The sequence below is a fragment of the Streptomyces sp. BF23-19 genome, assembly GCF_041106355.1.
Classification (GTDB): domain Bacteria; phylum Actinomycetota; class Actinomycetes; order Streptomycetales; family Streptomycetaceae; genus Streptomyces; species Streptomyces virginiae_A.
In genome coordinates, this window is record NZ_JBGBPT010000031.1 from 38,895 (window position 1) to 61,119 (window position 22,225).

Sequence of the window (22,225 nt, forward strand, 5' to 3'; positions counted from 1 at the left end):
AGAGACCGGCATGCCCGCAACGAAGCACAGAACCGGCCGCCGCGACCGAACGGTCCCCCGGCCGCCCGGACCGTTCCGCCTCTGGCGTGAGGTGCTGACCGCCTACGCCGCCCCCGCACTGATGGCCGGCACGGCCGGGATCGTCACCGGGCAGCGGGACCTGGCCGTGGCCGCCTGCACCTCCATCGCCGGCACCTCCGCCGTGGTGGCGTTCCTGGTCGGCTGCTGGCTGCGGCGCGGCGGACGGCCCCGACGGTGGACCCTCACCACGCCGCGCGGCGTCCTGACCGCCGTACTCGTCCTCAGCACGGTCGGCACGGCCGCCCTGCTGGGATGGTTCGCCGCCCAGTGGCTGCCCGCCCACACCCCGATACCGGCCGCCCCGTGGCTGGAGCGCCTGCGCGTGGACCTGCCCGTCTCGGCGGCCCTCGCCACCACCATCGTCACCCTGCGCTGGCGCGGCACCACCACGGTGTCGCCGGCACGTCACCAAGAAATGAGCACACGATGATCGTTGTCATGGGAGCGACCGGAGCGACCGGGAACGCCCTGCTCCACAGCCTCCGCACGCTCGGCGTACCCGTCCGCGCGCTGACCCGCACCCCGCACACCCCGATACCCGGCGCCACCGGTACGCACCGACCGCCCGTCGAGGTCCGGTACGCCGACGCCACCGACCCCCACTCCCTGCGCGCCGCCTTCGAGGGCGCCGACCAGCTCTTCCTCGCCATGGCCAACGGCCCCGCACAGGTCGAACTCGAAACCCGTGTCATCGACATCGCCACCCACGCCGGCGTCGGACACATCGTCAAGATCTCCGCACCCGCCGCCGAACCCGACTCCCCCGTCGCCGTCTCCCGCGGACACCACGCCGTCGAGGAACACCTGCGGGCCACAGGCCTCCCCCACACCGTCCTACGCCCCTACGCGTTCACGCAGAACCTGCTGCGCCTGGCCCCCGCCGTCGCCCAGGGCCTCATCCTCGGCACGACGGGTGACGCGCCCTGCAACTACGTCGACTGCCGCGACATCGGCGACGTCGCCGCCGCCGCCCTCACCAGGCCGGATATCGCCGGCCGCACCTACACGCTGACCGGGCCCGAAGCCGTCTCCTACCCCGACCTCGCCGTACGGCTGTCCGCCCTGACCGGCCGTCCGATCCGCTACGTCGACCTCACACCGGCCGAACTGCGGGACAACCTCATCCGCGAGGCCCACATGCCCGCCTGGCTCGCCGACCACGTGACGGAGATCCAGCAACTCGCCGTCACCCGACCCGAGATCCCCACCACCACGGTCTTCGACGTCCTGGGCCGCCCGCCCCGCACCCTGGACGCCTTCCTCCAGGAGCACCGGGCCCACTTCCGCCGGTAGGGCGCGTGGCGGGGGCGGAACGCGGCGGGATCGAGCCCGGGCCCCCCGGCCGGAGGGTCGGTTCGGGTCGGGTCAGCGCAGGTCAGGTCAGGTCAGCGCAGGCCGGCGAAGAGATCGTTCTCGGGTACGGCCGCGCCGGTGGGGTCCTGGACCTTGACGAAAGTCTCCATGCCCATCAGCTCGCCGAACCTCTCCTTGCCCATCCTGAGGAAGAAGATGTTCTCGCCCTGACTGGCGTGGGCGGCCAGCGCGTCGAACTTCTGGCCGCTGAACGCGGTGGTGTCCACCCACGTGGAGATCTCATCGTCGGGGAGGCCGATGTCGGCCAGCGCGGCGGCCTCGGCAGGATCCGGCTCCGGCATGTCCTCACCGAACTCGCGCATGATCTTGCCGAACCGCTCCATCGCCGAGCGCGGCATCGTCGTCCAGTACACCTTCGGTGTCAGCTCGGTCATCTCCAGCGCCGCCATCGTGATGCGGTGGGCCTGGATGTGATCGGGGTGGCCGTAGAAGCCGTTCTCGTCATAGGTGACGACCACATCGGGCCGGTAGTGCCGCATGAGGGCCGCGAGTCGGGCAGCGCCTTCCTCCACGGGGGTCTTCCAGAAGGATCCGGGAGCGTCGTTGCTCGGCCAGCCCATCATTCCGGAGTCGGCATAGTCCAGCAGCTCCAGGTCACCGATGCTCAGGACCTCACAGCTCGCCTCGAGTTCCTGTCGGCGCATCAGGGCGACGGCCGCCGGGTCGTGCCCGGGATCACCCGGCTTGACACCCCCCGGCCCGTCACCACAACCGCCGTCGGTACACGTCACGAGAACCGTGCGGATGCCCTCTGCCGCGTACCGCGCAAGGACTCCTCCGGTTCCGGTGGCCTCGTCGTCGGGGTGGGCATGCACTGCCATGAGCGTCAGGGGCCGGTCGGTCATGAAGAAGTCCTCCTGCGAAGAGATATGTCGGTCCGAGTGCGCGGAGGGCGTTCCGCGATCCCGGGAGGCCGGATCGTGCCGGGGCGGACGACATCGTTCCCGCCCCGCGGTGCCGGACCCCCGGTCGATGCAACGATGCCGGCCGGACCCGCTGTTCCCGGCGCGGCTGCTCGGTTCACCTGGGCATCGGCCGCCTCGGCCCCGTACCCGTACCCGGCCCCTCCCCACGACGGACGGCCTTCGGGGAGGTGGGACGGCTGCGGATAGCGTGCGGGCATGGCAATGACGACAAAGCAGCGGGTCCTGTACCGGCAGGGCAGCGGATTCTGGCGGATGACGGCGAAGTGGGCCCTGGTCTTCGGGGCCTTGTGCCTCCTGGACGGCGCGCTCCTGCGATCGTGGAGCAACGCTGTGATCTGGCCGGTGATCGGAATCGTGCTGTGGGGCCCGTTCGGGATCGGCATCAGCTGGAATACGAGGAAGGACCAGAAGGTCGCGCTCACCACCCATGAACTACGTGTGCGGCGCAAGCGGCTGTCCATGGAGAACGTGAACCTGCTGCACGTGGCACGGCTGTGGCTGGAGGGGCGGTCGACCGCGGACGACCAGCCGGTGCCCACGTGGCGACGGTCCGACCGGGTGGTGTGGGTGCCGCTTCGGGACGGGCGGGCGTACGGCGTGGAGTTCCGCGACCCGGCCGCGTTCGCCAAGGTCTTCGGCGACTTCGCGGTGGCGGCGTGCGGCGGGCCGGAGGTCGTCCGCGCGAGGGCCTCGGCGGAAACCTACCCGGATCCGCGCCCGATGCGGGTACGCTCCGCCGACCAGGGCGGATGCTGGCCGGACGTCCTGGACGTCTTCAACTGAGAACCGAGAACGGACCATACGGGGCAGGGGTCCGTCAGCGGGCGCCGAGACCCGCACTGGGCCGTTCCGCGCCGAGCCGGTCGATCTCGGGTTGTGGGAGGATGCCTGCATGACTTACCTCCGAAGGGGCCGTGCCGCGTAAGAGACCGGCTTCGCTCCGACCTCGGGTACGCGGTGGGAGCAGACCCTGGGTTCGGTATCGCGATGTCCCAGGCCTGTCTGGGGCCGCGAATGCCGCCGTCCGCGTGCTCGAACGGGAGCGATTGTCCCCGGGTGTCGTGTCGGTGGCGCTGAGCGTATGGTCCGTGCGGGTGCACGGCACCGAGCGCCGGTGGAGGCAGTGGGAGGCCGAGTTCACCTGCCCCTGCTGCGGCGAGGGCTGGGCTCGCGACCGGCTGCAGGAAGCGCTGCTCCTCCTGCCGCCGAAGGCCGCCACCGAACTCCGGGTGCGGGTCGAGGGTTTGGACCTGGTTCTGCTCAGGCGAACGCACCATGAGCCACTGGCGGATCCGGATTCGGCGTGGTGGCATCGTCGATGCTGACCGGGTCCACGCCGAGGAGTCCGACGAGTCGTGCACGTGCCCGTGCCTCAGGTCTTGGGTTCGGCGGGCCCGGCGGGATCCGGATGAGCCACCCCCTGGCCGCGCAGCGGGTTCGGCAGCGGGAGGTAGCGGGCGTCCGCTCCGTCCGCCCGCGTCCAGCGCAGCAGCAGGTTGGTCTTGCCCGGCAGGGTCGCGGCGGCGAGCAGCTCCGCGATCTCGGGGAGCTCGCGGGTGGTCCCGTAGCGCAGGAACTCCTCCCGCGCGGCCGGCCACAGGAGCGGCGCGATGTCCGGATGCCGTTCGGCCAGCGCTCCCGCGATCTCCATCAGGTTGTTGACGACCAGGCAGTAGACCAGGCGCTGCCAGGCATCCGCCCGCGGCAGGTCCGCCGGCAGCTTGACCCCTTCCGCGTCCCGGAAGAGTGCCTGCACCGGCAGGCCGTCCGCGTCGACGGCGACCAGGGTGTTCTGGAGGTGGGCCTCCAACACGATGCCGTGCCGGGCGAACAGCTCCAGCACCGGCGGTACGACCTGGCACAGGTACGCCCGCCACCAGCGGAGCGGGTCGGTGGTCCCGGTGGGCGGGCTCCCGGGGTAGCCCTCGGCGAGCGCGGCGGCCAGCAGTGGGGTGGCCCCGGGCACGGTGTGGGCGCGCAGGCCGTCGCGGACCAGGACGGCGAGCTCCTCGAAGGCGAAGGCGGCGGTGCGGTAGCCACGGTCGGGGAGCCAGGCCGCGGCCGACCCGGTCCGGCGCAGCGCGGCGAATCCGGCCTCGACGGCCGCGTCGGTACGGCGCAGCTTCAGCAGGTCGTGGCGCCACAGTCGGCGCACGTCGTTGGTGATCCGCACGTCCAGGCTGAACTTCACGAAGACGTCGGCCGCCGCGTCCGGTACGTACAGGGTCCGGATCGAGGCGGTCGGCCAGGCCGGCCGCCGGCTCGCGCCGAGCCGCAGCAGTCGCCCGTCGGCGAAGGCCTCGCGCACGGCGGGCCGGTCGCCGACCAGGTCGAGCTGCCAGGGGTGGGCGGGCAGCAGCCGGTACCCGGCGGGAGCGCGCGGCCCGTCGAGGGCGTCGGCGAGGGCGTCGATCGCGGCCGAGGCGGCCGGGCCGCCCTCCTGCGCGATCTGGTCCTCGCGCAGCCCCAGGAAGACCAGCGGGAACCGGGCGTGGGCCTCGGGCGCGTACGGCAACCAGCTCCCGGCCGGTGCTCCGCCGCGGGCCTTGGGGGCGGGGTGGTGCGGGTGGCCCATCACCAGGGACTGTTCGGAGAGCAGGTACGGGTCGGCCGGGGGGTCGGTGGCGGCCCGGGCGGCCAGCAGCGCGGCGATCGCGTCGCGGCTGTCGGTGATCTCGACGGGGAGCTCGTCGTTGGGGACACCGGTGAACCGGCCCAGTTCGTCGGAGACGAGTTTGGCCAGTTCGGTGTGGCTGAGTGGATGCCAGCCGTCCGCCGCACGCAGTTCGGGGTGTTCGGGCAGGCGTCCGCCGCGCACCCGGAGCAGCCGTCCGCTGCCGCGCAGCCGGTGGACGCGCAGGTCGGTCCCCGAGCCCGCCCCGTCTCCCCCGGCGGGTTCGGCCGCTTCCCTGAGCAGGCAGTTCAGGAGCGGGGCGGCGGCGTACGCGTCGGCGGCGGCGTTGAGGTCCACTGATTCCATTCGGTCCATCCGGTGCGCCGGGGGTTCGCGGTGCGCAACCACCGGTCGTGATCTTCGGTATCCGCAATCATTACTTGATCATCCCGTAAAGCGATATTCCGATGCCGGAGCCTCAGCATGCACCTTTCCCCCTCCCCGGCCGAAGAGGCCGTGGCCGCCGAACTGGCCGACGTACGCCCGTCGCTCGGCTCCTCGTACGCCGCCGCGCTCGACGGTGCCCGGGCGGCCGTGCTGACCCGGCTGTGGCGGGCCCTGGCCTTCGAACCGCTGCCCTGGGTCGTGGGCCGCGAGCAGGCGCCCGACGGCCTGGCGCTGCTGCTGGCCGGGGGCGCCCGGCTGGAGGGCCCGCTGCCGGATCCGTACGCGACCGAGCCCTACGTGAGCGAGCTGCTGCTCGACGGCAGGCCCCACCGGCAGGCCGCGCGGTTGGTGACGGCCCTCGGGGTGCCGCACGGGGAGCAGTTCGCCGCCGAGCTGGACGCCTGCACCGCCTCCCTCGCGCTGTCGCGGGCAGGTCGGCCCACCGGGGAGGACCCGGCCCCGCGGACCACCTGGGAGTGGGAGCAGCGGGTGGTCGACGGACACCCCTACCACCCGAACTGCCGGTCCCGGCCCGGTTTCTCGGTGGCCGAGCAGCTGGCGTACGCGCCCGAGCACCGCCCGGTGGTGGAGCTCGGGCTGGTCGCCGTACGGGCCGAGGAATGCCTGGTCACCGGCGACTGGCCACAGGAGCTGCGGGACGCGGGACGCGTCCTGGTCCCGGTGCACCCGTGGCAGGCGGCGCACGTCCTGAAGCACGAGCGGGTGCGGCCGGGCGCCGCCGGTTTCGCGGCGCATCCGCTGATGGCCCTGCGCACCCTGGCTCCCGCCGACGGCGGGGCGCACGTGAAGACCGCGCTGAGCGCCCGACTGACCTCGTCCGTGCGGGACATCTCCGTCTACTCCATCGAGACGGCGGCGGCCGTCTCCGCCTTCGCCCAGGGCCTGTCCGAACGGCTCGACGGCCGGCTGCACATCACCCGGACCCTGGGCGCCACGACCGCGCACAGCCCGGACCTGGCGGCCGTCCTGCGTGAGCCGCCCGAGGTGTACGCGGACGCCGCCGCCGGTGAGCGGGTGCTTCCGGTGGCGGCCCTGGCGTCCTTCGGCCCGGCGCGCTCGACGGCCTGGCGGGCCGAGTTCGCCCGGCTCGCCCTCTCGGTGTGCCTGCGGGTGCTGGAGCTCGGGGTCGCGCTGGAGGCGCACGGCCAGAACCTCCTCGTCGTGCTCTCGGCCGACGGCGCCCCGCTGCGGCTGGTCTACCGCGACCTCGCCGACATCCGGATCAGCCCGGCCCGGCTGGCCCGGCACGGGCTGCCGGTGCCGCCGCTGTCAGGCAGGCTGGTCACCGACGACGTGAGCGTGCTGCGGCGCAAGCTGTTCGGGTCCCTGCTGACGGGAGCGCTCGGGGCCACGGCCGGCTCGGCCGGAGCCTTCGCCGAGGCCCTCGCGGAGGTGTCCGCGCTGCCGGCCACCTCGGACACCGGGGCGCTGCTGACCGGGCCGCTGCCGACCAAGGCGCTCACCTTGATGCGGCTGAGCCCCGGGGTTCCGGGCGATCAGTGGGCGGAACTGCCCAATCCGCTGGTCGGGGGGTGAGCGGGAGCACTCGGTCGATCTCCCCTCGAAGGGGCTCCGGAGGCTACTGTTCACGGGCATGACAGAGACCTCGTACCTCAGCTCCGTACGGGCGTCCTACGACGCCGTCGCCGTCGACTACGCACGGCTGTTCAGCACGGAACTGGACGGAAAGCCGCTGGATCGGGCCATGTTGGCGGCCTTCGCCGAATACGTGCGCGAGGACTCGGGCGGCGGGGGCCGGGCGGTGGCCGACCTGGGCTGCGGACCGGGCCGGGTGACGGCGCACCTGAACGAGCTCGGCGTACGGGCCTTCGGTGTCGACCTGTCCCCGGCGATGGTGGCGGTGGCCCGCCGGACGTATCCGGGGCTGCGGTTCGAGGTGGGGTCGATGGCGGCCCTGGACGTGGCCGACGGGGTCCTCGGCGGGGTGCTGGCCTGGTACTCCACCGTGCACACCCCGCCCTCGGAGCTGCCTGCGCTGTTCGCGGAGTTCGCCCGGGTGTTGGCGCCGGGCGGCCACCTGCTGGTCGCCTTCATGGCGGGCGACGAGCTGTTCCGGCTGGACCACGCGTACGGGCATGCGGTCGACCTCGACGTGTACCGGACACCGCCGGAGCTGATCGCCGGCCTGCTGGCGGGGGCCGGACTGACGGAGGCGGCCCGGCTCGTGCGCAAGCCCGGCCCCGACGAGAGGTCCCCCCACGGCTTCCTGTTGGCACGCAAGAGCTAGTGCTGTGACCGGAAAGGTCCACCGGGTCACGGCGCCCGGTACGGCACCTCGCCGCGTTGTCGGACCACGGAAGTACGTCCGGTACGGCCCGCGGCCCTCCGCCTTGCGATGCACCGCACCGGACACCGCGACCCGGCAAACCCTTCCGGCCACAGCACCAGGCCGTCTCTTTCGGATCTTGTCGGGGCTCGGCAACCCGCCGCGGGGGCGGCGGGCCGGGCCCCCGGTTCACCGGCGATCGCGGTACGGATGCGCGGTACGGCGATAGGACAAGCCGAACCGTTTCGGCTGTGCGCCGTTCAGGGGGCACCCCGGTGCGTGTGGGACCCGCCTGCACGGCTATCGGCCCGGGCGGTGGCAGGAAGGAGGTATGAGCCTCAATCGCCGCCAGGTCCTGGGCAGCGCGGCCGCGGCCGTCCTCGCCACCGTCGGGGCGGCGGCCCGGACCCCGGACTACGGTGCGCTGGCGCGCGGGATCGACGGGCGCGTGGTGCTCCCCGGGGAGCCGGACTACCCGGAGGCCCGCCGGCTGTTCCAGCCTCGGTACGACACCGTCGCCCCGGCCGCGGTGGCCTATCCCGCGCACGCCGGGGACGTGGCCGTCTGCCTGGACTTCGCCCGCCGCACCGGCGCGCCCGTGGTCCCGCGCGGCGGCGGGCACAGCTACGCCGGCTGGTCCACGCGATCCGCCGGGCTGGTCGTCGACACCGGAGCCATGGCCGCGGTGTCGGTCGAGGGCGACGGCGACAGCGGCGGCGGCGTACGGGTCGGCGCCGGCGCCCGGCTCGGGGACGTGCACGCGGCCCTCGCCGGGCGCGGCCGGTCCGTCCCGACCGGGCTGTGCCCCTCCGTCGGCATCGCCGGACTCACCCTCGGCGGCGGCCTGGGCCTGTCCTCGCGGGCCTACGGGACCACCGCCGACCGGCTCACCGGGGCCCGGGTGGTCACCCCCGACGGGATCGTCCGCGAAGTCTCCGCCGAGCGCGATCCGGAGCTGTTCTGGGCGCTGCGCGGCGGGGGCGGCGGCAATTTCGGCGTGGTCACCGAATTCCGCTTCCGCACGCATCCGGTCGGCGCGTGCGCCTTCGCCGAACTGCACTGGCCCGGCGGTGACTCCGCGGCCGTGCTACGCGGCTGGCAGCGCTGGCTGGCCGGGCTGCCGGACCCCTTCTGGAGCCAGGTGGAGTTCACCGTCGAGGTGGGTGCCGGAGCCGCGGCGGCACCGGCGGTGCGGGTGGTGTGCCTCGACGGGCGCCCGGAGCTGGAACGGCAGTTGACCCGGCTGTCCGACCTGGTCGGCGGGGCGCCGCGGGACAGCTGGATCACCGTACGCAGCCACGAGGACACCGTCCGGGCCATGTCCGGCTGCCCCGAGCTGAGCTCCGCGCAGTGCCGGCTGCCGGGCGCCCTGCCCGGCCGGGATCCGCAGGGACGGCTCGGCCGGGACTCGTACGCCGCCCGGTCCGACTTCTGGGCGGGCGGCGGGTTGCCCGACGCGGCGATCGCCGCGGTCCTGAACGCCGTACGGCGGTACGGCACGGGCGTTCCCCCGGGCGGCCTGGGCGTGGTGCAGTTCGACGGGGTCTGCGGGGGCGCGGTGAACCGGGTCCCGGCCGGCTCCACCGCCTTCGTGCACCGCGACAGCCTCTTCCTCGCCCAGTACCTGGCCTACTGGCCCGAGTCCGCACCGGCCGCCGAGGTGGCCCGGCACCAGGGCTGGCTCGACGGGCTCTGGCAGGACCTGCGCCCCTGGGTGGGCGGCCGCGCCTACCAGAACTACATCGACCCGAAGCTCACCGGCTGGCGCGAGGCCTACTACGGCCCGAACCTCGCGCGCCTGCAGGAGGTCCGGCGTGTCCACGACCCGGACCGGCTCTTCCGATTCCCCCAGGCCGTTTAGGGAGTGTCCGGCATGCGACGTACGTTGACGATGGCCGCGGTGGTGGCCGCCCTGCTGGTGCCGGCAGGGCCGCTGCCCGTGGCCGGGGCCGTGGGCGGCACCGCCCCGGTGGCCGTCGGCCGTTGGTCGGCGCGTGAGGCGCAGTCCTTCTGGACCGCGGAACGGATGGCCTCCGCAGCCCCGTTGCCCCCCGCGCCGCCCGACCGCGTCGATCCCGCGCCGCCCGAACTGCCCGAACCGCCGGAGCCGGCCGAACCCGCGGAACCCGTCGAGCCCGTCGAGCCCGTCCAGCCCACCGAACCCGTCGAGCCGGCCGCGGAGATCCCGGTCGCCACGCCGCCCCCCGCGGCGACCGGGCTGCCGCTGCCGTCCGTGCCCCCGACCGCCACACCCGCGCCCACGCCCGCGACCGCCCCCACGCCGGCCACCACCGCCGCTCCCACGCCGGCCGCCACCGCCGCTCCCACGCCCACCCGCGCGCCGGCGCCCCCGACCCCGGCTCCGCTTCCGGCACCGGCGCGCGCGGCCGTTCCCCCGCTGCCCGCCCTCACCCCCGGCATCGGGCAGAACTTCGACGGCATCCCGGTCGCCGGCCGAATGTTCCTCGTCAAGGGCGGCGGGGCCTACTTCTGCACCGCGAGCGTGGTCTCCTCCCCCGGCCGCAACCTGGTGCTCAGCGCGGGGCACTGCCTGCTCGGCTCCGACACCCAGCAGGTGGCCTTCGTACCGCAGTACACGCGGGCGAAGCCGCAGCCGTACGGCATGTTCCCGGTCCTGCGGGACGCGGGCGGGCACTCGAAGATCTGGATCGACCCGCGCTACCGCTCCCAGGGCGTCGACCGCGCGGCCGCCCTCGACGTGGCCTTCGCCCAGGTCGGTCCGAACACCCGCGGCTTCCCGGTGGAGGCCGTGGTCGGCGGGAACCGGCTGGTGACCGGCGCCGGTTACGCGCAGGCGCGGGTCACGTTGATCGGTCACCCGGCCTCCGCCGCCCGGCCCCGCGTGTGCGTCAACCGGACGACGAAGTTCACCAGCGCCGACGCGCGGATCCCGGGGTCGTTCCTGCGCATCAACTGCACCGGCTATCCCGGCGGGACCAGCGGTGGCCCGTTCCTGACCCGCTACGACGCGCGTACCGGGACCGGTGACGTGGTGGGGGTCATCGGCGGCTGGAAGACCGGCGGGGACAAGGCCGACACCTCGTACAGCTCCTACTTCGGCGCGGACATCAGGAAGTTGTACGAGAAGGCGGTTGCCGGGGCGAAGGCGGGGCGGTGAGCACCCGCACCCACCGGGTGCGGCGCGGGTTGCCGACCGTACGCGGCGTCGCCGGGAGCCCGTCGCCGTTCAGCCCGTCGGCGGGTGCGAGGCCGAGCCGGCGGCGCAGGTCGGCGAGGGCCGCGTGGACGGGCGCGAGGACCACCTCGGCGCCCGGGTCGACGGAGGCGAGGGCGTGGGCGGTGGTCTCGATCGCCTCGGCGGCGTCCTCGGCGGCGGTCCGGCTCCACCCGCCGGGCGCGCCGGTTCCGCGGGGGGCGATGGTGTCGTAGAGGTGGCAGGCGGCATCGGCCACGGCGTCGGCCCGTTCACCGACGCCCGGCGCCGCGATGGTCGGCAGTTCCATGCCGGGACAACGAGCCGATGCCGCCCGGGGTGCGTACGGGCGGGAGACGGCCTACGGGGCGGACGCGGCCCGGTGGATCCGCCGGGCGACGGCGTGCGAGACCGCGGTGGCCGCGCCGGCGAGGGCCAGGCCCGAGACGATGTCGCGCGCCCGCGTGGGCCGCAGGACGCCGGCACGGCGGAGCCGGCCGCGCGCCCACAGGGTGAAGGGGACGACGAGCAGCGGTGAGGTGACCACGCCGGGGGTGTAGCCGCGGGTGGCGACGGCCTGCGCGACGTGGACGAGGCCGTGCAGGCCGAAGCCGTTCAGCGAGGCCTGGTAGAAGGCGGAGCGCCCGCCGGTGCGGTACCCGTCGGCGGAGGCGGCCGCGACGACGAGTCCCATCACGGCGACCGCGGTGGCGAACTCGCGGCCGTCCACCGCTTCCAGGCTCCGCCAGACCCGGTCGGGTACGCCGGGGTGGCGTTCGCGCAGGGCGGGGACCCGGGTCCGGGACCAGCGCGCCATGGTGGCCACTTCTTCGAGGTCGTGCACGGTCCAGGCGGCGAGCAGTCCTAAGCTGACGGCGCTCGGCGATATCGAGGGGCCGGAATCATCGGCGTTGGCGTTGGTGTTGGCGTTCATACGACCACAGTCTGCAGCCACAGGGGCAGCAGCAGGAGCGACACCAGCGAACTCTTGATCACGATCGACGCGGAGAGGTCGACGCCGACGTCGTAGCGCTGGGCGAAGATGAACAGGTTCTGCGGGGTCGGCATCGCCGCGATCAGGACGAGGTACGCCAGCCACTCGCCCCGCACGCCGACGAGCAGCCCGCACACCGCCCAGGTCAGCAGCGGGAACGCCAGGCACTTGAAGCCTATGAGGGCGAATTCCTCGCGCGTGGTGCCCCGGAGGTCGAGGCCGAGGCCGCCCAGGTGGAGGCCGAGGGCGAACAGGGCCACCGGGGAGGCGCTGTCCCCGACGAACGCGGCGCCGTCCAGGACGACCGCCGGGATCCGTACCGAGAGCAGGTTGAGCAGGATCCCCGCGTTGCAGGCGAGGACCAGCGGGGTCGCGAGCGAGGCGCCGACGGCGCGGGAGAGGCGGCGGCCCGGGCCGCCGGCCTCCGCGCCCGCGCGGCCCAGCTCCATGAGGGCGATGACGACCAGGGACAGCACGCAGACCTGGAACAGCAGGATCGGGAAGATCGGCGCCGCGGTCCCGAACACGGTGATGAAGACGGGGACGGCGAAGTAGGCGGTGTTCACCTGGACTCCCGCCATCACGCGCAGCGCCACGTCGCGGGGCTCGCGCAGACCGTGGGCGACCGCCACGGCGGCCACCGCCACCACGGCGAGGGCGGCGGCCCCGGCGTAGCCGCCGATCGCCCGCCAGTTGAACAGGGCTCCGAGGTCGCTGGCGTAGATGTTGCCGAAGAGGTAGCAGGGGACGGCGAAGAGGAAGGCGTAGTCGGAGAAGACCTTGGAGGCCTCGGCCGGCACGATCTTCCGCCGGGCGAGCAGCACCCCGCCGCCGAACGCCAGCAGCACCGGCACCAGTTTCTCCAACGCCGCCGCGCCACCCATGCCCGCGTCCCCCATGATCGACAGGCCAGCAGCCTAGCCCCACCCGCCTCCCGGCCCACCGGCGCATAGGCTGGACCGATCATGAGCGACGAACCCCGCACCCGGCTGCGCGGCCGGACCCGCGCACGTATCCGTACCTCCTCGGCGGCCGGTGCCCGGGTGCCCGGCGCGCTGGCACGGCTCGCCCTGGTGCTGCGCACGCCCGCCGGGGCGGCGCAACCCCTGTTCGCGCAAGCACCGAAGCGGTGGCAGCGGGCGACGCCGTTCCTCGTCGTCGGCATCTTCGTCGTCACCCTGCTGCCGGTGACGATCGCGGTGCTGTCCAACGACTACGGGGTCGGCGGCGGCTGGGCGGGCGCGCTGGGAGTGGCGCAGACCGTACCGCTGCTCCTCGCGCTGACCCGGCCGCTCCACGCCTGGATCGTCGTCCTGGCCGCCGACACCGTCGCCGCGGTGCTGCTGATCGGTGCCGACAAGGTGGCCGGGCATTCCTGGCCGTGGCCGCCGATGACCATCGTGGGCTATCTGGTGCTGATGGCCTGCCTGGGGCTGCGCGAGCCCGTCCGGACCCTGGTCGGGGTGTGGCTGGTGACCGGTGTCGTCGGTACGGTACTGGGCTTCTCCCAGCCCGCGGGCGTGATGAACACCAACGCCCTGCTCTTCGTGCTCGCCGGGGTCATGCTCGTCCTGACGGGCGCGCTGCGGGGACTCGGCGACGCGCAGCAGCGGGTCGCCGAACAGGAGAGCATCAGCGAGGCGGAGCGGTCCCGGCGCACCTTGCTGGAGGAACGGGCCCGGATCGCACGCGAGTTGCACGACGTGGTGGCCCACCACATGTCGGTGATCACCGTGCAGGCCGATTCGGCGCCGTACCGGGTGCCGGGCATGTCCGAGCCCGTACGGGAGGAGTTCGCGGCGATCGCGGCGAGCGCGCGGGAGTCGCTGGGCGAGATGCGGCGGCTGCTCACCGTGCTGCGCGGCGACGGCGCGAACGGGGCGGGCCCGTCGAACGGCGCCGACGGCGAGCGCGCCCCGCAGCCGGGGATCGACCGGCTCCAGCAGCTGGTGGAGGCGACCGTACGGGCCGGGCAGCCGGTGGAGCTGTCGCTGGCGGCCGGGGCGGCCGGGGCGGCGCCACCGGCGGTGGACCTGTCGGCGTACCGGATCGTGCAGGAGGCGCTGGCCAATGTGGTGCGGCACGCGCCCGGCGCCCCCACCCGGGTCTCGGTGACGGTGGACGAGGACGAGGTCCTCGTGCTGGTGGTCAACGGTCCGGCCCGGGACGCCGTGGTGGAGCTGGAGAGTTCGGGCACGGGGCACGGTCTGGTGGGGATGCGCGAGCGCGTACGGTTGACCGGCGGGACGCTCGACACGGGGCCGCTGCCCGACGGTGGCTTCCGGGTCGCCGCCCGGCTGCCCTTGCACGATCCGACCGAGGACCCCAGTTGACCATTCGCGTGATCATCGTCGACGACCAGGCCATGGTGCGGGCCGGGTTCGCCGCGCTGCTGTCGGCGCAGGCCGACATCGATGTGGTGGGCGAGGCCCCCGACGGGCGGCAGGGGGTGCGGGTGTCGCGCTCCACGCACCCCGATGTGGTGCTGATGGACGTGCGGATGCCGGAGATGGACGGGCTCACGGCCGCCCGGGAGATCCTCGATCCGCCACCCGGGGTGGTGCACCGGCCGAAGGTGCTGATGCTGACCACCTTCGACATCGACGACTACGTGTACGAGGCGCTGCGCGCGGGCGCCTCCGGGTTCCTCCTCAAGGACGCCCCGCCGGCCGATCTGATCGCGGCGGTCCGGGTCGTGGCCTCGGGCGAGGCCCTGCTGGCTCCCTCGGTGACCCGGCGGCTGATCGCGGACTTCGTCCAGCAGCGCCCGGCGCCGCGCAAGGACCCGGCGCTGCGGCTGAAGGGGCTCACCCCGCGCGAGACCGAGGTGCTGGAGCTCATCGCGCGCGGGCTGTCGAACCAGGAGATCGCGGGGCATCTGGTGCTGGCGGAGCAGACGGTGAAGACGCACATCGGGCGGGTGCTGGCCAAGCTCGACCTCCGGGATCGGGCGCAGGCTGTGATCTTCGCGTACGAGGCGGGGCTGGTACGACCGGGCGACTCCGGCTGATCCCGCCACCCGGCCGCTTCCCGGCGGCTTCCCTTCGGGCCCGGTGCGCCGCGGGACCGGGGCGAAGATGACGGCGATGGGATTCGCCCGGTCCTTCTACATCCTCAACAGCGACAGCTCGCTCCCCAGCGGGACGAACACCTGCGACCGTCTGCTCGTCTACTGACGGCTTCTCCTCCACCCCCTACCGGGGTATGACATACGACTTGGCTCCACGGTCCGACGTGACGGCCGATACCCCCTCCTTACCTTCCTCCTCGTCACGAGGAGAGGAGAAGGGACATGCGCCGCTTCGGAAGGACGCTGGTCACGGCCGCACTGGCGGTGACCCTCGTCGGGGGGACCGCCGGGTGGGCCTCGGGCGACAGCCAGGCGGCGGTCACCGGGCCGCCGCCGGGCACCGCCGCCTGGCGGGCCGATACGGCGTCCGGCCGGTCGCTGCCCGATCCGGCGACCACGGCGCCGCGCGAGGTCGCCGCCTTCTTCGCCGGGCTGGACGACACGGCACGCCGGAGGCTGCTGAGGTCCCACCCGCTGGTGGTGGGCAATCTGGAGGGGGCGCCACTCCCTCTGCGGTACGAGGCGAACCGGATCGCGGTGGCCGCCACGGGTGAGGCGCGGTACGCCTCCCTCGCCGCGCCGGACCGGCAGATCCTGGCCTTCGACCCCCGTGGCCGGGGCCAGGTGGTCGAGGTGTTCGGGGACCTGGAACACGCGGAGCACGTCTCGGTGATCGTGCCGGGCTCCGACAACGACGCCGCCAGGTACGACGCCCGGCGCAAGCCCGCCACCGGGCCGGCCGGCATGGCCCGGTCCCTGCGCGAAGCGACCGGGACGGGGTCCGGGTCCGGGTCCGGGTCCAGGTCCGGGTCCGGGTCCAGGTCCGGGTCCGGGTCCGTCTCCGGGTCCGGGTCCGTCTCCGGGTCTGGGTCCGGGTCCGGGTCCGGCGGGTCCACCGCCGTCGTCGCGTGGATCGGTTACACCACCCCGGTCGGTGTCGGGCTGGACGCGGCCGACGGTCGCCTCGCCCGGGCCGGGGCGGCCCGGCTGGCCCGTTTCACCGCGGGACTCGACGCGGTGGGCGCGCCGGACCCGGTGCTGTTCTGCCACAGCTACGGCTCGGTGGTGTGCGGGCTCGCGGCCCGGCACACCGACGCCGCCGACATCGTCGCCTTCGGCTCCCCCGGGATGCGCGCCGACACCGTGGCGGCGCTGCGCACCGGAGCCCGCGTCTGGGCGGCCCGGGGTCCCTCCGACTGGATAGCCGACGTCCCGAACGTCGAGTTCGCCGGGATCGGCCACGGCGTCGACCCCACCTCCGCGGCCTTCGGCGCCCGCCGGGTGCCCGCCGCCGATGTAGAGGGCCACACCGGCTACTTCGTGCCCGGCACCCAGTCCCTGGCGGCCTTCGCCACGATCGCGAAGGGAGAGGTCCGATGAGCGCCTGCGCCACCCTGGCCCCGCTGCGGAAGGTCGCCGCGCGGATCGACGGTCGGACTCCCGCCCACCGCGACCGGGCGATCGACGGGCTGCGCGCCTTGGCGCTGCTGGCCGTGCCCACCGGCCACTGGCTGCTCGGCGGCTTCACCCTCGACGCCGACGGCGGCCTGCACAACGCCAGTCCGCTGTCCGCCTTCGGCGGCCTGGCCCCGGCCAGTTGGGTGCTCCAGATGCTGGGCATCTTCTTCCTCGTCGGCGGATACGCCTCGGCGCTCTCCTTCGGGCGCCGCACCGGGTCGACGGGCGCCTGGCTGAAGGGCCGGGTCGTCCGGCTGGGCCGGCCGGTGCTCGGGGTGACCGTGGTGTGGGCCTTGGCGGCGCCCGTGCTGTACGCGGCCGGGGTGCCGGAGGCGTCGCTGCGGACCGGGGCGACGCTGGTGGTCCAACCCCTGTGGTTCGTCGGCGTGTACGTGGTGGTCACCGCGCTGACCCCGTACTGCGTGCGGGCGGCCCGGAGCCTCGGCGGCTGGGCGGCCGCCCCGCTGCTCGGTTCCGTCGCCGTGGTGGACTTCCTGCGCTACGGGCCGCTCGCCGACTCGGTGCCGTCGTGGCTCGCCCTGGTGAACATCCTGCCGGGCTGGCTGTTCGCGTACCAGCTGGGCGTCTCCTGGGCCGAGCGGCGGATCGGGCGGCGCGGGGCCTGGCTGCTGCTGGCGGGCGGGACCCTGCTCTTCGCCGCGCTGCTGACGGTCTTCCACTATCCGGCGTCGATGGTCGGCGTACCGGGTGCGGCACGCACCAACTCGCACCCGCCGTCGCTCCTGGTAACGGCCCTGGCCTCGGCGCAGTCGGGCGCGGCGATCCTGCTGCGCGACCGGCTGGCGAAGCTGCTGGCGCGGCCGGCCCTGTGGGCCCCGGTGGTCGTGGTCAACCTGTCCGCGATGACGATCCTGTGCTGGCACCAGACGGCGATGCTGGCGGCGGCCGTGCCCGGCTCGTTCGTGGGTGAGCTGGCCGGGCTGACGACGGCGCCGGACAGCATGGGTTGGATCGCGGCCCGGCTGGCCTGGATGCCGGTGTTCGCGACGCTGTTCGTCGCTCTCGCCCGCTACGCGCGGCGGTTCGAGGTTCCGCCGCGCGAGGGGCGGCGGGCGAGCACGCTGCGCCGGACCGTGGCCGGGCTGCTGGCGGCGGGGTTCGCGGTGTTCGCGCTCGGCCTCGCCTGAGCACGGCCGGGCCGGTCCCGGAAACGGCGAGAGCGCCGCTCCCTCGCGGGTGCGGCGCTCTCGTCGCGTACGGGCGCTTCGCGTCAGGCGATGGAGGCGGCGACGATCGCGGCCACCGCCAGGTTGCACGCGGCCGACACCCAGACCGCCGGGTGCGGCTCCGGGTCGACGACGATGGCGCCGAGCTTGCCCGGGGTCACCAGGTCGAGCACGAGGAAGGCCACCGCCATCAGGATCAGGCCGAGCACGCCGAAGGCCGCGGTGGACAGCAGGCCCTTGCCGAAGTCCGCGTACGTCGTCCAGATCGAGGTGAAGACGATGCCGCCGATGCCGAGGAGCGCGGAGCTGAGGAAGAGGGCCGCGTTGCGGTTGCGCTCCTCCCAGATCTGCTTGGGAAGCTTCCCGGGCGTCAGCACGTCCACGAGGACGATGCCGAGGATCAGCAGCACCAGGCCGAGAGCGCCGTAGGCGCTGGTGCGCCCGAGTCCGTTGATGATGTCGCTCATTGAGAAGCCTGTCTCCGCGTGGGTGGGAAAGTATGTGCCGTGGGGAGGCCGAATGTATCGCACGGCCTTGACGCGGACCATGGGGAGGTCAGCAGATGGTAAAGGTCAGGGCCGCGCGGCCGGCCGAGGCGGAGGACCTGACCGGGCTGGTGATGCGGTCCAAGGCGCACTGGGGGTACGACGCCGCCTTCCTCGCCGCGTGTGCGCCGGAACTGCGGATCCGGGCCGACGACGTGACGGCCCGCCGTGTCGTCGTGGCCGAGAACGGGCGGGGCGAGGTCGTCGGGGTCTCCTCGCTGGAGGGGACTCCCCCACGGGCGGAGCTCGGGCTGCTGTTCGTGGAGCCGTCGGCCGTCGGGCAGGGCGTGGGCCGGCTGCTGTACCGGGACGTGCTGCGCCGGGCCGTGGAGCTGGGGGTGCGCCGGCTGGTGATCGACTCCGATCCGCACGCGGCCGGGTTCTACCGGGCGATGGGGGCGGTGGCGGTGGCCGAGCCCGCCGCGCCCGCCGCGGAAGCCGGCGGTACGGCCCTGGTCCGGTTCGAGGCGACTCCGGTCCCGCTCGCCGACTGGGCGCGGGCCTGGACCGGTGGCGGGCGGGCCGTGCACCTGGGCAACGTCGGTGAGTTCAACGCGCAGTTCGCCGACGCCACCTTGGACCGGGAGCAGCGGCCCGCGCACCACTACGCGTGCCTCGCCGCCTTCTACAGTCCCTACCCGGCCGCGCTGGTGCTGCCGCGGCCGGTGCCGCGGGGCTGGACCGAGCTGGTCTGTCGCCAACTGGGCTGGACCGGGGTCGAGGTGTACGACGGCCTGTTGGACGCGGATCCCGGCCTCGCCGACGCGGTACGGGCCCGGCCGGCGCTGGCCGCGCTGCTCACCGGGGCCGGGCTGCCCCTCGTACCGTGGGGGCGCACCCGGGCGTTCGGGCGGCTGGCGGGCCGGCCGTGGCGGGCCGGGGAGTTGCGCTACGAGTCGAAGTCGGCGGCGCACGGGCTCTTCGGGCGGATCCTGGCGGACGGCGGGCATCCCGGGATCGTGCTCCCCCGGCAGTGGCGGGTCGACGGGAGGTGGGCGGCGGCCCGGATGCTGGCGGCCCGGACCAGGGCGGGCGAGAGCACCGTTCTGAAATCGGAGCACGGTGTCGGGGGTTCGGGCACCACGGTGCTCACCCCCGAGCGGGTCCGCGCCGCCGGCGGGGCACGGGCCGTGCTGCGCCGGTTGCCGCGCGGGCCGCTGCTGGTGGAGGAGTACGTCGGTGGTGCGGCGGCCGGGGATGACGAGGGCCCGCGGGATCTGACCTACGACGGCTTCGTCGACGAGGCCGGCCACGCCCACGAGGTGGGCGGGGCGGTGATGGAGGTGGCGGACGGCTGCTACCGGGGGGCCACCGTGGGCCCGGGGGTGGTGCCCGCGTGGGCGGAGAAGTCCCTCACCGCGTTCGGCACGGCGGTGGGCCGGGAGCTGGCGGATTCCGGTTACCGGGGCTGGTTCGACGTGGACTTCGTCGTGGACGGGGCGGGGCGGCTCGCGCCGACCGAGACGAACCTGCGGCTGACCGGGCCGTCCATCGCCTTCATGGTGGCGGCCCGGCTCGACGCGCTGCGGGGCGCGGGTCATCTCGTCCGGATCGCGGACCGGGTGGAGCTGGGCGCGCGGCTGCCGGAGGCGCAGCTGGACGAGTTGTGCGCGGCTCTGGCCCGGGGCTGCGCGGAGCTCGGGGCGGTGTTCGTCCCGGCGATCCCGACCGGGGCCTTCGAACCGGCGCCCTGGCTGGGTGTGCTGGTGGCCGCGCGCAGCGGGGAGGTGCTGGACGCGGCCGAGGCGTTGGTGCGGGCCGAGGCCTTGGCGGTCGGGGCGATGTTCGGCCCGTCGTAGTCGGGGCGCGGGCCGGCCGCGGGCGCTGTGCTCCGGTCAGCGGTCGGGCCGGTCGTCGAGGGGGTCGTGGAAGTCGAAGGGGTCGGCCGGTCTGCTGACGACGTAGGCCGCGACGACGGCGCCCGCGATCATCAGGGGGATGTTGAAGGCGTAGACGAGCGCGGCCTGGCGCGGCCAGTCCTGTTTGGCGGCCAGCCGGTAGAGGTTGTCCTGCGGCCACCAGGACAACAGCAGGTAGGACACGGCGAGATGGGCGGCCACGGTGAGGGAGGGGCCGCGGCGTTGGCGCAGCATCCGGGCGCGGCCGCCGAAGAGGAAGACCACCCCGACGCCGAAGGCGGCGCACTCGAACAGGTAGAGCAGGGAGAAGAGGAACGCCCAGGGCTGCGGTACTCCGGTGAGGTCGGTCGATCCGGGCCACAGGATGTTGGTCAGGATCAGGGCGACGAAGCCCAGTCCGACGCCCCCGCAGCCGGCCGCGCAGCCGGCGGGGGTCTCGCTCCGGCCGGCGGCGGCCCCGTACTTGCCGGACTTGCTTCCGCCCCGTGCCGCCGCGGCGGGCATGATGGGCAGCGGTAGGGCGTCGCGGTCCTCCTGGCCCGCCGTGGTGCGGGGCAGGGTGCGCAGCCGGATCACGGTGCGTGGGGAATCCTCCCGGAGCACCTTGCCCGCCAGGTGGTCCCGGAGCTCCTCGATGTCCGGCAGAAAGGCCCCGGCCGGCCAGGTCGGGCCGCCTGGGGGTGGGGCCACGTACGCGACGAGCCGCCGCGGGCCGCGCGGGCCGTCGACGCCCTTGACGATGACCGCGCCGATGCCCTCGTGACTGCGGATGGCGGATTCGACGGGGTACGGGTCGACCCAACGGCCGCCGGGCAGGGCGATCCGGTCCCGGATCCGGCCGCCGTACTCCAGCAGGCCGTCGTCACGGAGCAGGCCGAGGTCGCCGGTCGGTATCGCGTCACCGCCGTCCGGCGTACCGAGGAGGATCTCCCTGCCGCGTATCTCGGCCCGGAAGCCGGGGAAGGCGGTGCCGAGCAGGGAGATCTCTTCCAGGTCGTCCAACGGGTGCGGCAGTTGCGGGAGTTCGAACCAGGTGCCGATCCCGGCGCACTCCGCGGCGCCGTAGACGTTGAGCACGCGTGCGCCGGGGTGCAGCCGGGCCTGCAGGGTCGCCTGCTCGTCGAGGTAGAGCCGGTCGCCCGAGACGGCGAGCAGCCGCAGGGACCGGCAGGCGGGGTCGGCCGGCCGATGGGCGACCGGGGCGAGGGTGCCCGTTTCCGCGTCCTGGATCAGCAGTCGGGTGGCGCCGGCCGGGTCGGTGTGCAGCACGGTGACGCGTTCGGTCTCGACGGCCGCGCGGATGTCCTGGGGCTTCCAGGCGGAGCGCGGGGAGAGCACGAGGGCGCCGCCCGAGCACAGGGCCCGGGTCCAGCCCGCGGCGAAGGCGGTGACGTCCGTACCGAGGGTGAACAGGTGCCGGTCGCGCGGGGTCGGCCGGGCCACCTCGGCCCAGGCCTCGTGGGCGGCGAGGAGCAGCCCGTGGCCCACGGGGACCGCGCGTGGCTCGGCCGCTCCGGTGAACAGGACCACGGCGGTACGGCGGGGCGGCACGGCGGCCGCCCCGGGGAGCGGGTCCGCGGGCGGGCCTCCGGGCCGGTCCGCGGGCGGGCCTCCGGGTCGGTCTGCGGGCCGGTCCGCGGGCTGTTCCGTGCGCGGCCCGCCGATCGTCGGGGCCTCCGCGTCGAGCCGGATCACCCGGGGGCCGCCGCCGTCGTCGAGGGCGGCCTGCTGAGCGGCGTCGGTGAGCAGGAGGAGGGGCTCGGCCGCGGCGAGCTGCCGGCGCCCTGAGCGCGGGCTCGCCACGTCGACCACGGTGTAGGACCCGCCGGCCTTGAGGACGGCGAGGACGGCGACGACCAGTTCGGCCTGTCGGGCGGTACCGACGGCGACGAGTGCGCCGAGCGGGAGGCCGGAGTCGAGCAGACGGTGCGCCAGCCGGTCGGCGCGCGCGTCCAGTTCTCCGTAGGTGAGGCTGTCCGGGCCGGCGATGAGCGCGCGGGCCCCGGGGGTGTCGCGCGCCCATCGCTCGAAGCGGTGCAGGACGGTGTCGGTGGTTCGCTTGCCGAAGCGTACGGACTCGGATCCCTGCGTCATGGACCGATGATGCCACCGGGCACCGACAACGGACGGGGGTCGGCAAAATCGCTCGTACGGGCGGGAGTTGACGCCCGGTGCGGGCGATGCCGG

The 22,225-nt window shown here is 74.3% G+C and carries 19 protein-coding genes; 12 read left to right on the forward strand and 7 right to left on the reverse strand.

Annotated features, from left to right (window positions below):
• Positions 1-10: 10 nt before the first annotated feature.
• Both AB8A24_RS19175 and AB8A24_RS19180 read left to right on the forward strand, forming a co-directional pair.
• The gene (locus AB8A24_RS19175) at positions 11-511 is read left to right on the forward strand and encodes a hypothetical protein (protein ID WP_369476782.1); all 501 of its coding nucleotides are present in this window, start codon (positions 11-13) and stop codon (positions 509-511) included.
• Between the two features lie 8 nt (positions 512-519).
• Complete coding sequence (locus tag AB8A24_RS19180; RefSeq protein ID WP_328960062.1) at positions 520-1,374, forward strand: SDR family oxidoreductase; 855 nt, start codon at positions 520-522, stop codon at positions 1,372-1,374.
• 92 nt (positions 1,375-1,466) lie between these two features.
• On the opposite strand, the gene AB8A24_RS19185 is transcribed toward AB8A24_RS19180, so the two are convergent.
• Complete coding sequence (locus AB8A24_RS19185; RefSeq protein WP_328960063.1) at positions 1,467-2,300, reverse strand: PIG-L family deacetylase; 834 nt, start codon at positions 2,298-2,300, stop codon at positions 1,467-1,469.
• A 276-nt stretch (positions 2,301-2,576) separates the two neighbouring features.
• On the opposite strand from AB8A24_RS19185, the gene AB8A24_RS19190 reads away from it, so the two are divergent.
• Positions 2,577-3,164, forward strand: a complete 588-nt coding sequence (locus AB8A24_RS19190) for a hypothetical protein (protein WP_369476785.1) — start codon at positions 2,577-2,579, stop codon at positions 3,162-3,164.
• A gap of 589 nt (positions 3,165-3,753) precedes the next feature.
• Here the strand turns inward: AB8A24_RS19190 and AB8A24_RS19195 are convergent.
• Positions 3,754-5,370 (reverse strand): IucA/IucC family siderophore biosynthesis protein, encoded by a 1,617-nt coding sequence (locus tag AB8A24_RS19195; protein ID WP_369476787.1) that lies wholly within the window; start codon positions 5,368-5,370, stop codon positions 3,754-3,756.
• A gap of 108 nt (positions 5,371-5,478) precedes the next feature.
• Between AB8A24_RS19195 and AB8A24_RS19200 the strand changes: the two genes are divergently transcribed.
• The 4 genes from AB8A24_RS19200 to AB8A24_RS19215 all read left to right on the forward strand — a co-directional run bounded on the left by AB8A24_RS19200 (position 5,479) and on the right by AB8A24_RS19215 (position 10,889).
• Entirely contained in the window at positions 5,479-6,999 is a 1,521-nt protein-coding gene (locus AB8A24_RS19200; RefSeq protein WP_328960067.1) for an IucA/IucC family siderophore biosynthesis protein, read from the forward strand.
• A 58-nt stretch (positions 7,000-7,057) separates the two neighbouring features.
• Entirely contained in the window at positions 7,058-7,711 is a 654-nt protein-coding gene (locus AB8A24_RS19205) for a methyltransferase domain-containing protein (protein WP_328960068.1), read from the forward strand.
• A 370-nt stretch (positions 7,712-8,081) separates the two neighbouring features.
• Entirely contained in the window at positions 8,082-9,611 is a 1,530-nt protein-coding gene (locus AB8A24_RS19210; protein WP_369476789.1) for an FAD-binding oxidoreductase, read from the forward strand.
• Between the two features lie 12 nt (positions 9,612-9,623).
• Complete coding sequence (locus tag AB8A24_RS19215; protein WP_369476791.1) at positions 9,624-10,889, forward strand: trypsin-like peptidase domain-containing protein; 1,266 nt, start codon at positions 9,624-9,626, stop codon at positions 10,887-10,889.
• On the opposite strand, the gene AB8A24_RS19220 is transcribed toward AB8A24_RS19215, so the two are convergent.
• The 3 genes from AB8A24_RS19220 to AB8A24_RS19230 are packed head-to-tail and all read right to left on the reverse strand — an operon-like array spanning position 10,840 to position 12,818.
• A complete protein-coding gene (locus tag AB8A24_RS19220; RefSeq protein WP_328960071.1) occupies positions 10,840-11,235 on the reverse strand; it encodes a hypothetical protein in 396 nt (131 codons plus the stop codon). The two genes, AB8A24_RS19215 and AB8A24_RS19220, sit on opposite strands and share 50 nt — an antisense overlap.
• A gap of 51 nt (positions 11,236-11,286) precedes the next feature.
• Positions 11,287-11,859 (reverse strand): HXXEE domain-containing protein, encoded by a 573-nt coding sequence (locus tag AB8A24_RS19225; RefSeq protein WP_369476794.1) that lies wholly within the window; start codon positions 11,857-11,859, stop codon positions 11,287-11,289.
• Complete coding sequence (locus AB8A24_RS19230; protein ID WP_328960073.1) at positions 11,856-12,818, reverse strand: AEC family transporter; 963 nt, start codon at positions 12,816-12,818, stop codon at positions 11,856-11,858. The genes AB8A24_RS19225 and AB8A24_RS19230 overlap by 4 nt, the downstream gene beginning before the upstream one ends.
• A 66-nt stretch (positions 12,819-12,884) precedes the next feature.
• Between AB8A24_RS19230 and AB8A24_RS19235 the strand changes: the two genes are divergently transcribed.
• From AB8A24_RS19235 to AB8A24_RS19250, 4 genes are all read left to right on the forward strand, one after another.
• Positions 12,885-14,252 (forward strand): sensor histidine kinase, encoded by a 1,368-nt coding sequence (locus tag AB8A24_RS19235; RefSeq protein WP_328960074.1) that lies wholly within the window; start codon positions 12,885-12,887, stop codon positions 14,250-14,252.
• Complete coding sequence (locus tag AB8A24_RS19240; RefSeq protein WP_328960075.1) at positions 14,249-14,929, forward strand: response regulator transcription factor; 681 nt, start codon at positions 14,249-14,251, stop codon at positions 14,927-14,929. The genes AB8A24_RS19235 and AB8A24_RS19240 overlap by 4 nt, the downstream gene beginning before the upstream one ends.
• A gap of 282 nt (positions 14,930-15,211) precedes the next feature.
• Positions 15,212-16,369 (forward strand): alpha/beta hydrolase, encoded by a 1,158-nt coding sequence (locus AB8A24_RS19245; protein WP_369476797.1) that lies wholly within the window; start codon positions 15,212-15,214, stop codon positions 16,367-16,369.
• The gene (locus AB8A24_RS19250) at positions 16,366-17,595 is read left to right on the forward strand and encodes an acyltransferase (RefSeq protein WP_369476799.1); all 1,230 of its coding nucleotides are present in this window, start codon (positions 16,366-16,368) and stop codon (positions 17,593-17,595) included. Before AB8A24_RS19245 ends, AB8A24_RS19250 begins: the two co-directional genes overlap by 4 nt.
• Positions 17,596-17,678: 83 nt before the next feature.
• Here the strand turns inward: AB8A24_RS19250 and AB8A24_RS19255 are convergent, their stop codons facing one another.
• Positions 17,679-18,101, reverse strand: coding sequence for a DUF350 domain-containing protein (locus tag AB8A24_RS19255; protein WP_030717969.1), 423 nt, complete (start codon positions 18,099-18,101; stop codon positions 17,679-17,681).
• A 95-nt stretch (positions 18,102-18,196) separates the two neighbouring features.
• On the opposite strand from AB8A24_RS19255, the gene AB8A24_RS19260 reads away from it, so the two are divergent.
• The gene (locus AB8A24_RS19260; RefSeq protein WP_369476801.1) at positions 18,197-19,978 is read left to right on the forward strand and encodes a GNAT family N-acetyltransferase; all 1,782 of its coding nucleotides are present in this window, start codon (positions 18,197-18,199) and stop codon (positions 19,976-19,978) included.
• Between the two features lie 36 nt (positions 19,979-20,014).
• Here the strand turns inward: AB8A24_RS19260 and AB8A24_RS19265 are convergent, their stop codons facing one another.
• On the reverse strand, positions 20,015-22,132 hold the full coding sequence (locus tag AB8A24_RS19265; RefSeq protein ID WP_369476803.1) for an AMP-binding protein: 2,118 nt from the start codon (positions 22,130-22,132) through the stop codon (positions 20,015-20,017).
• Positions 22,133-22,225: the final 93 nt, after the last annotated feature.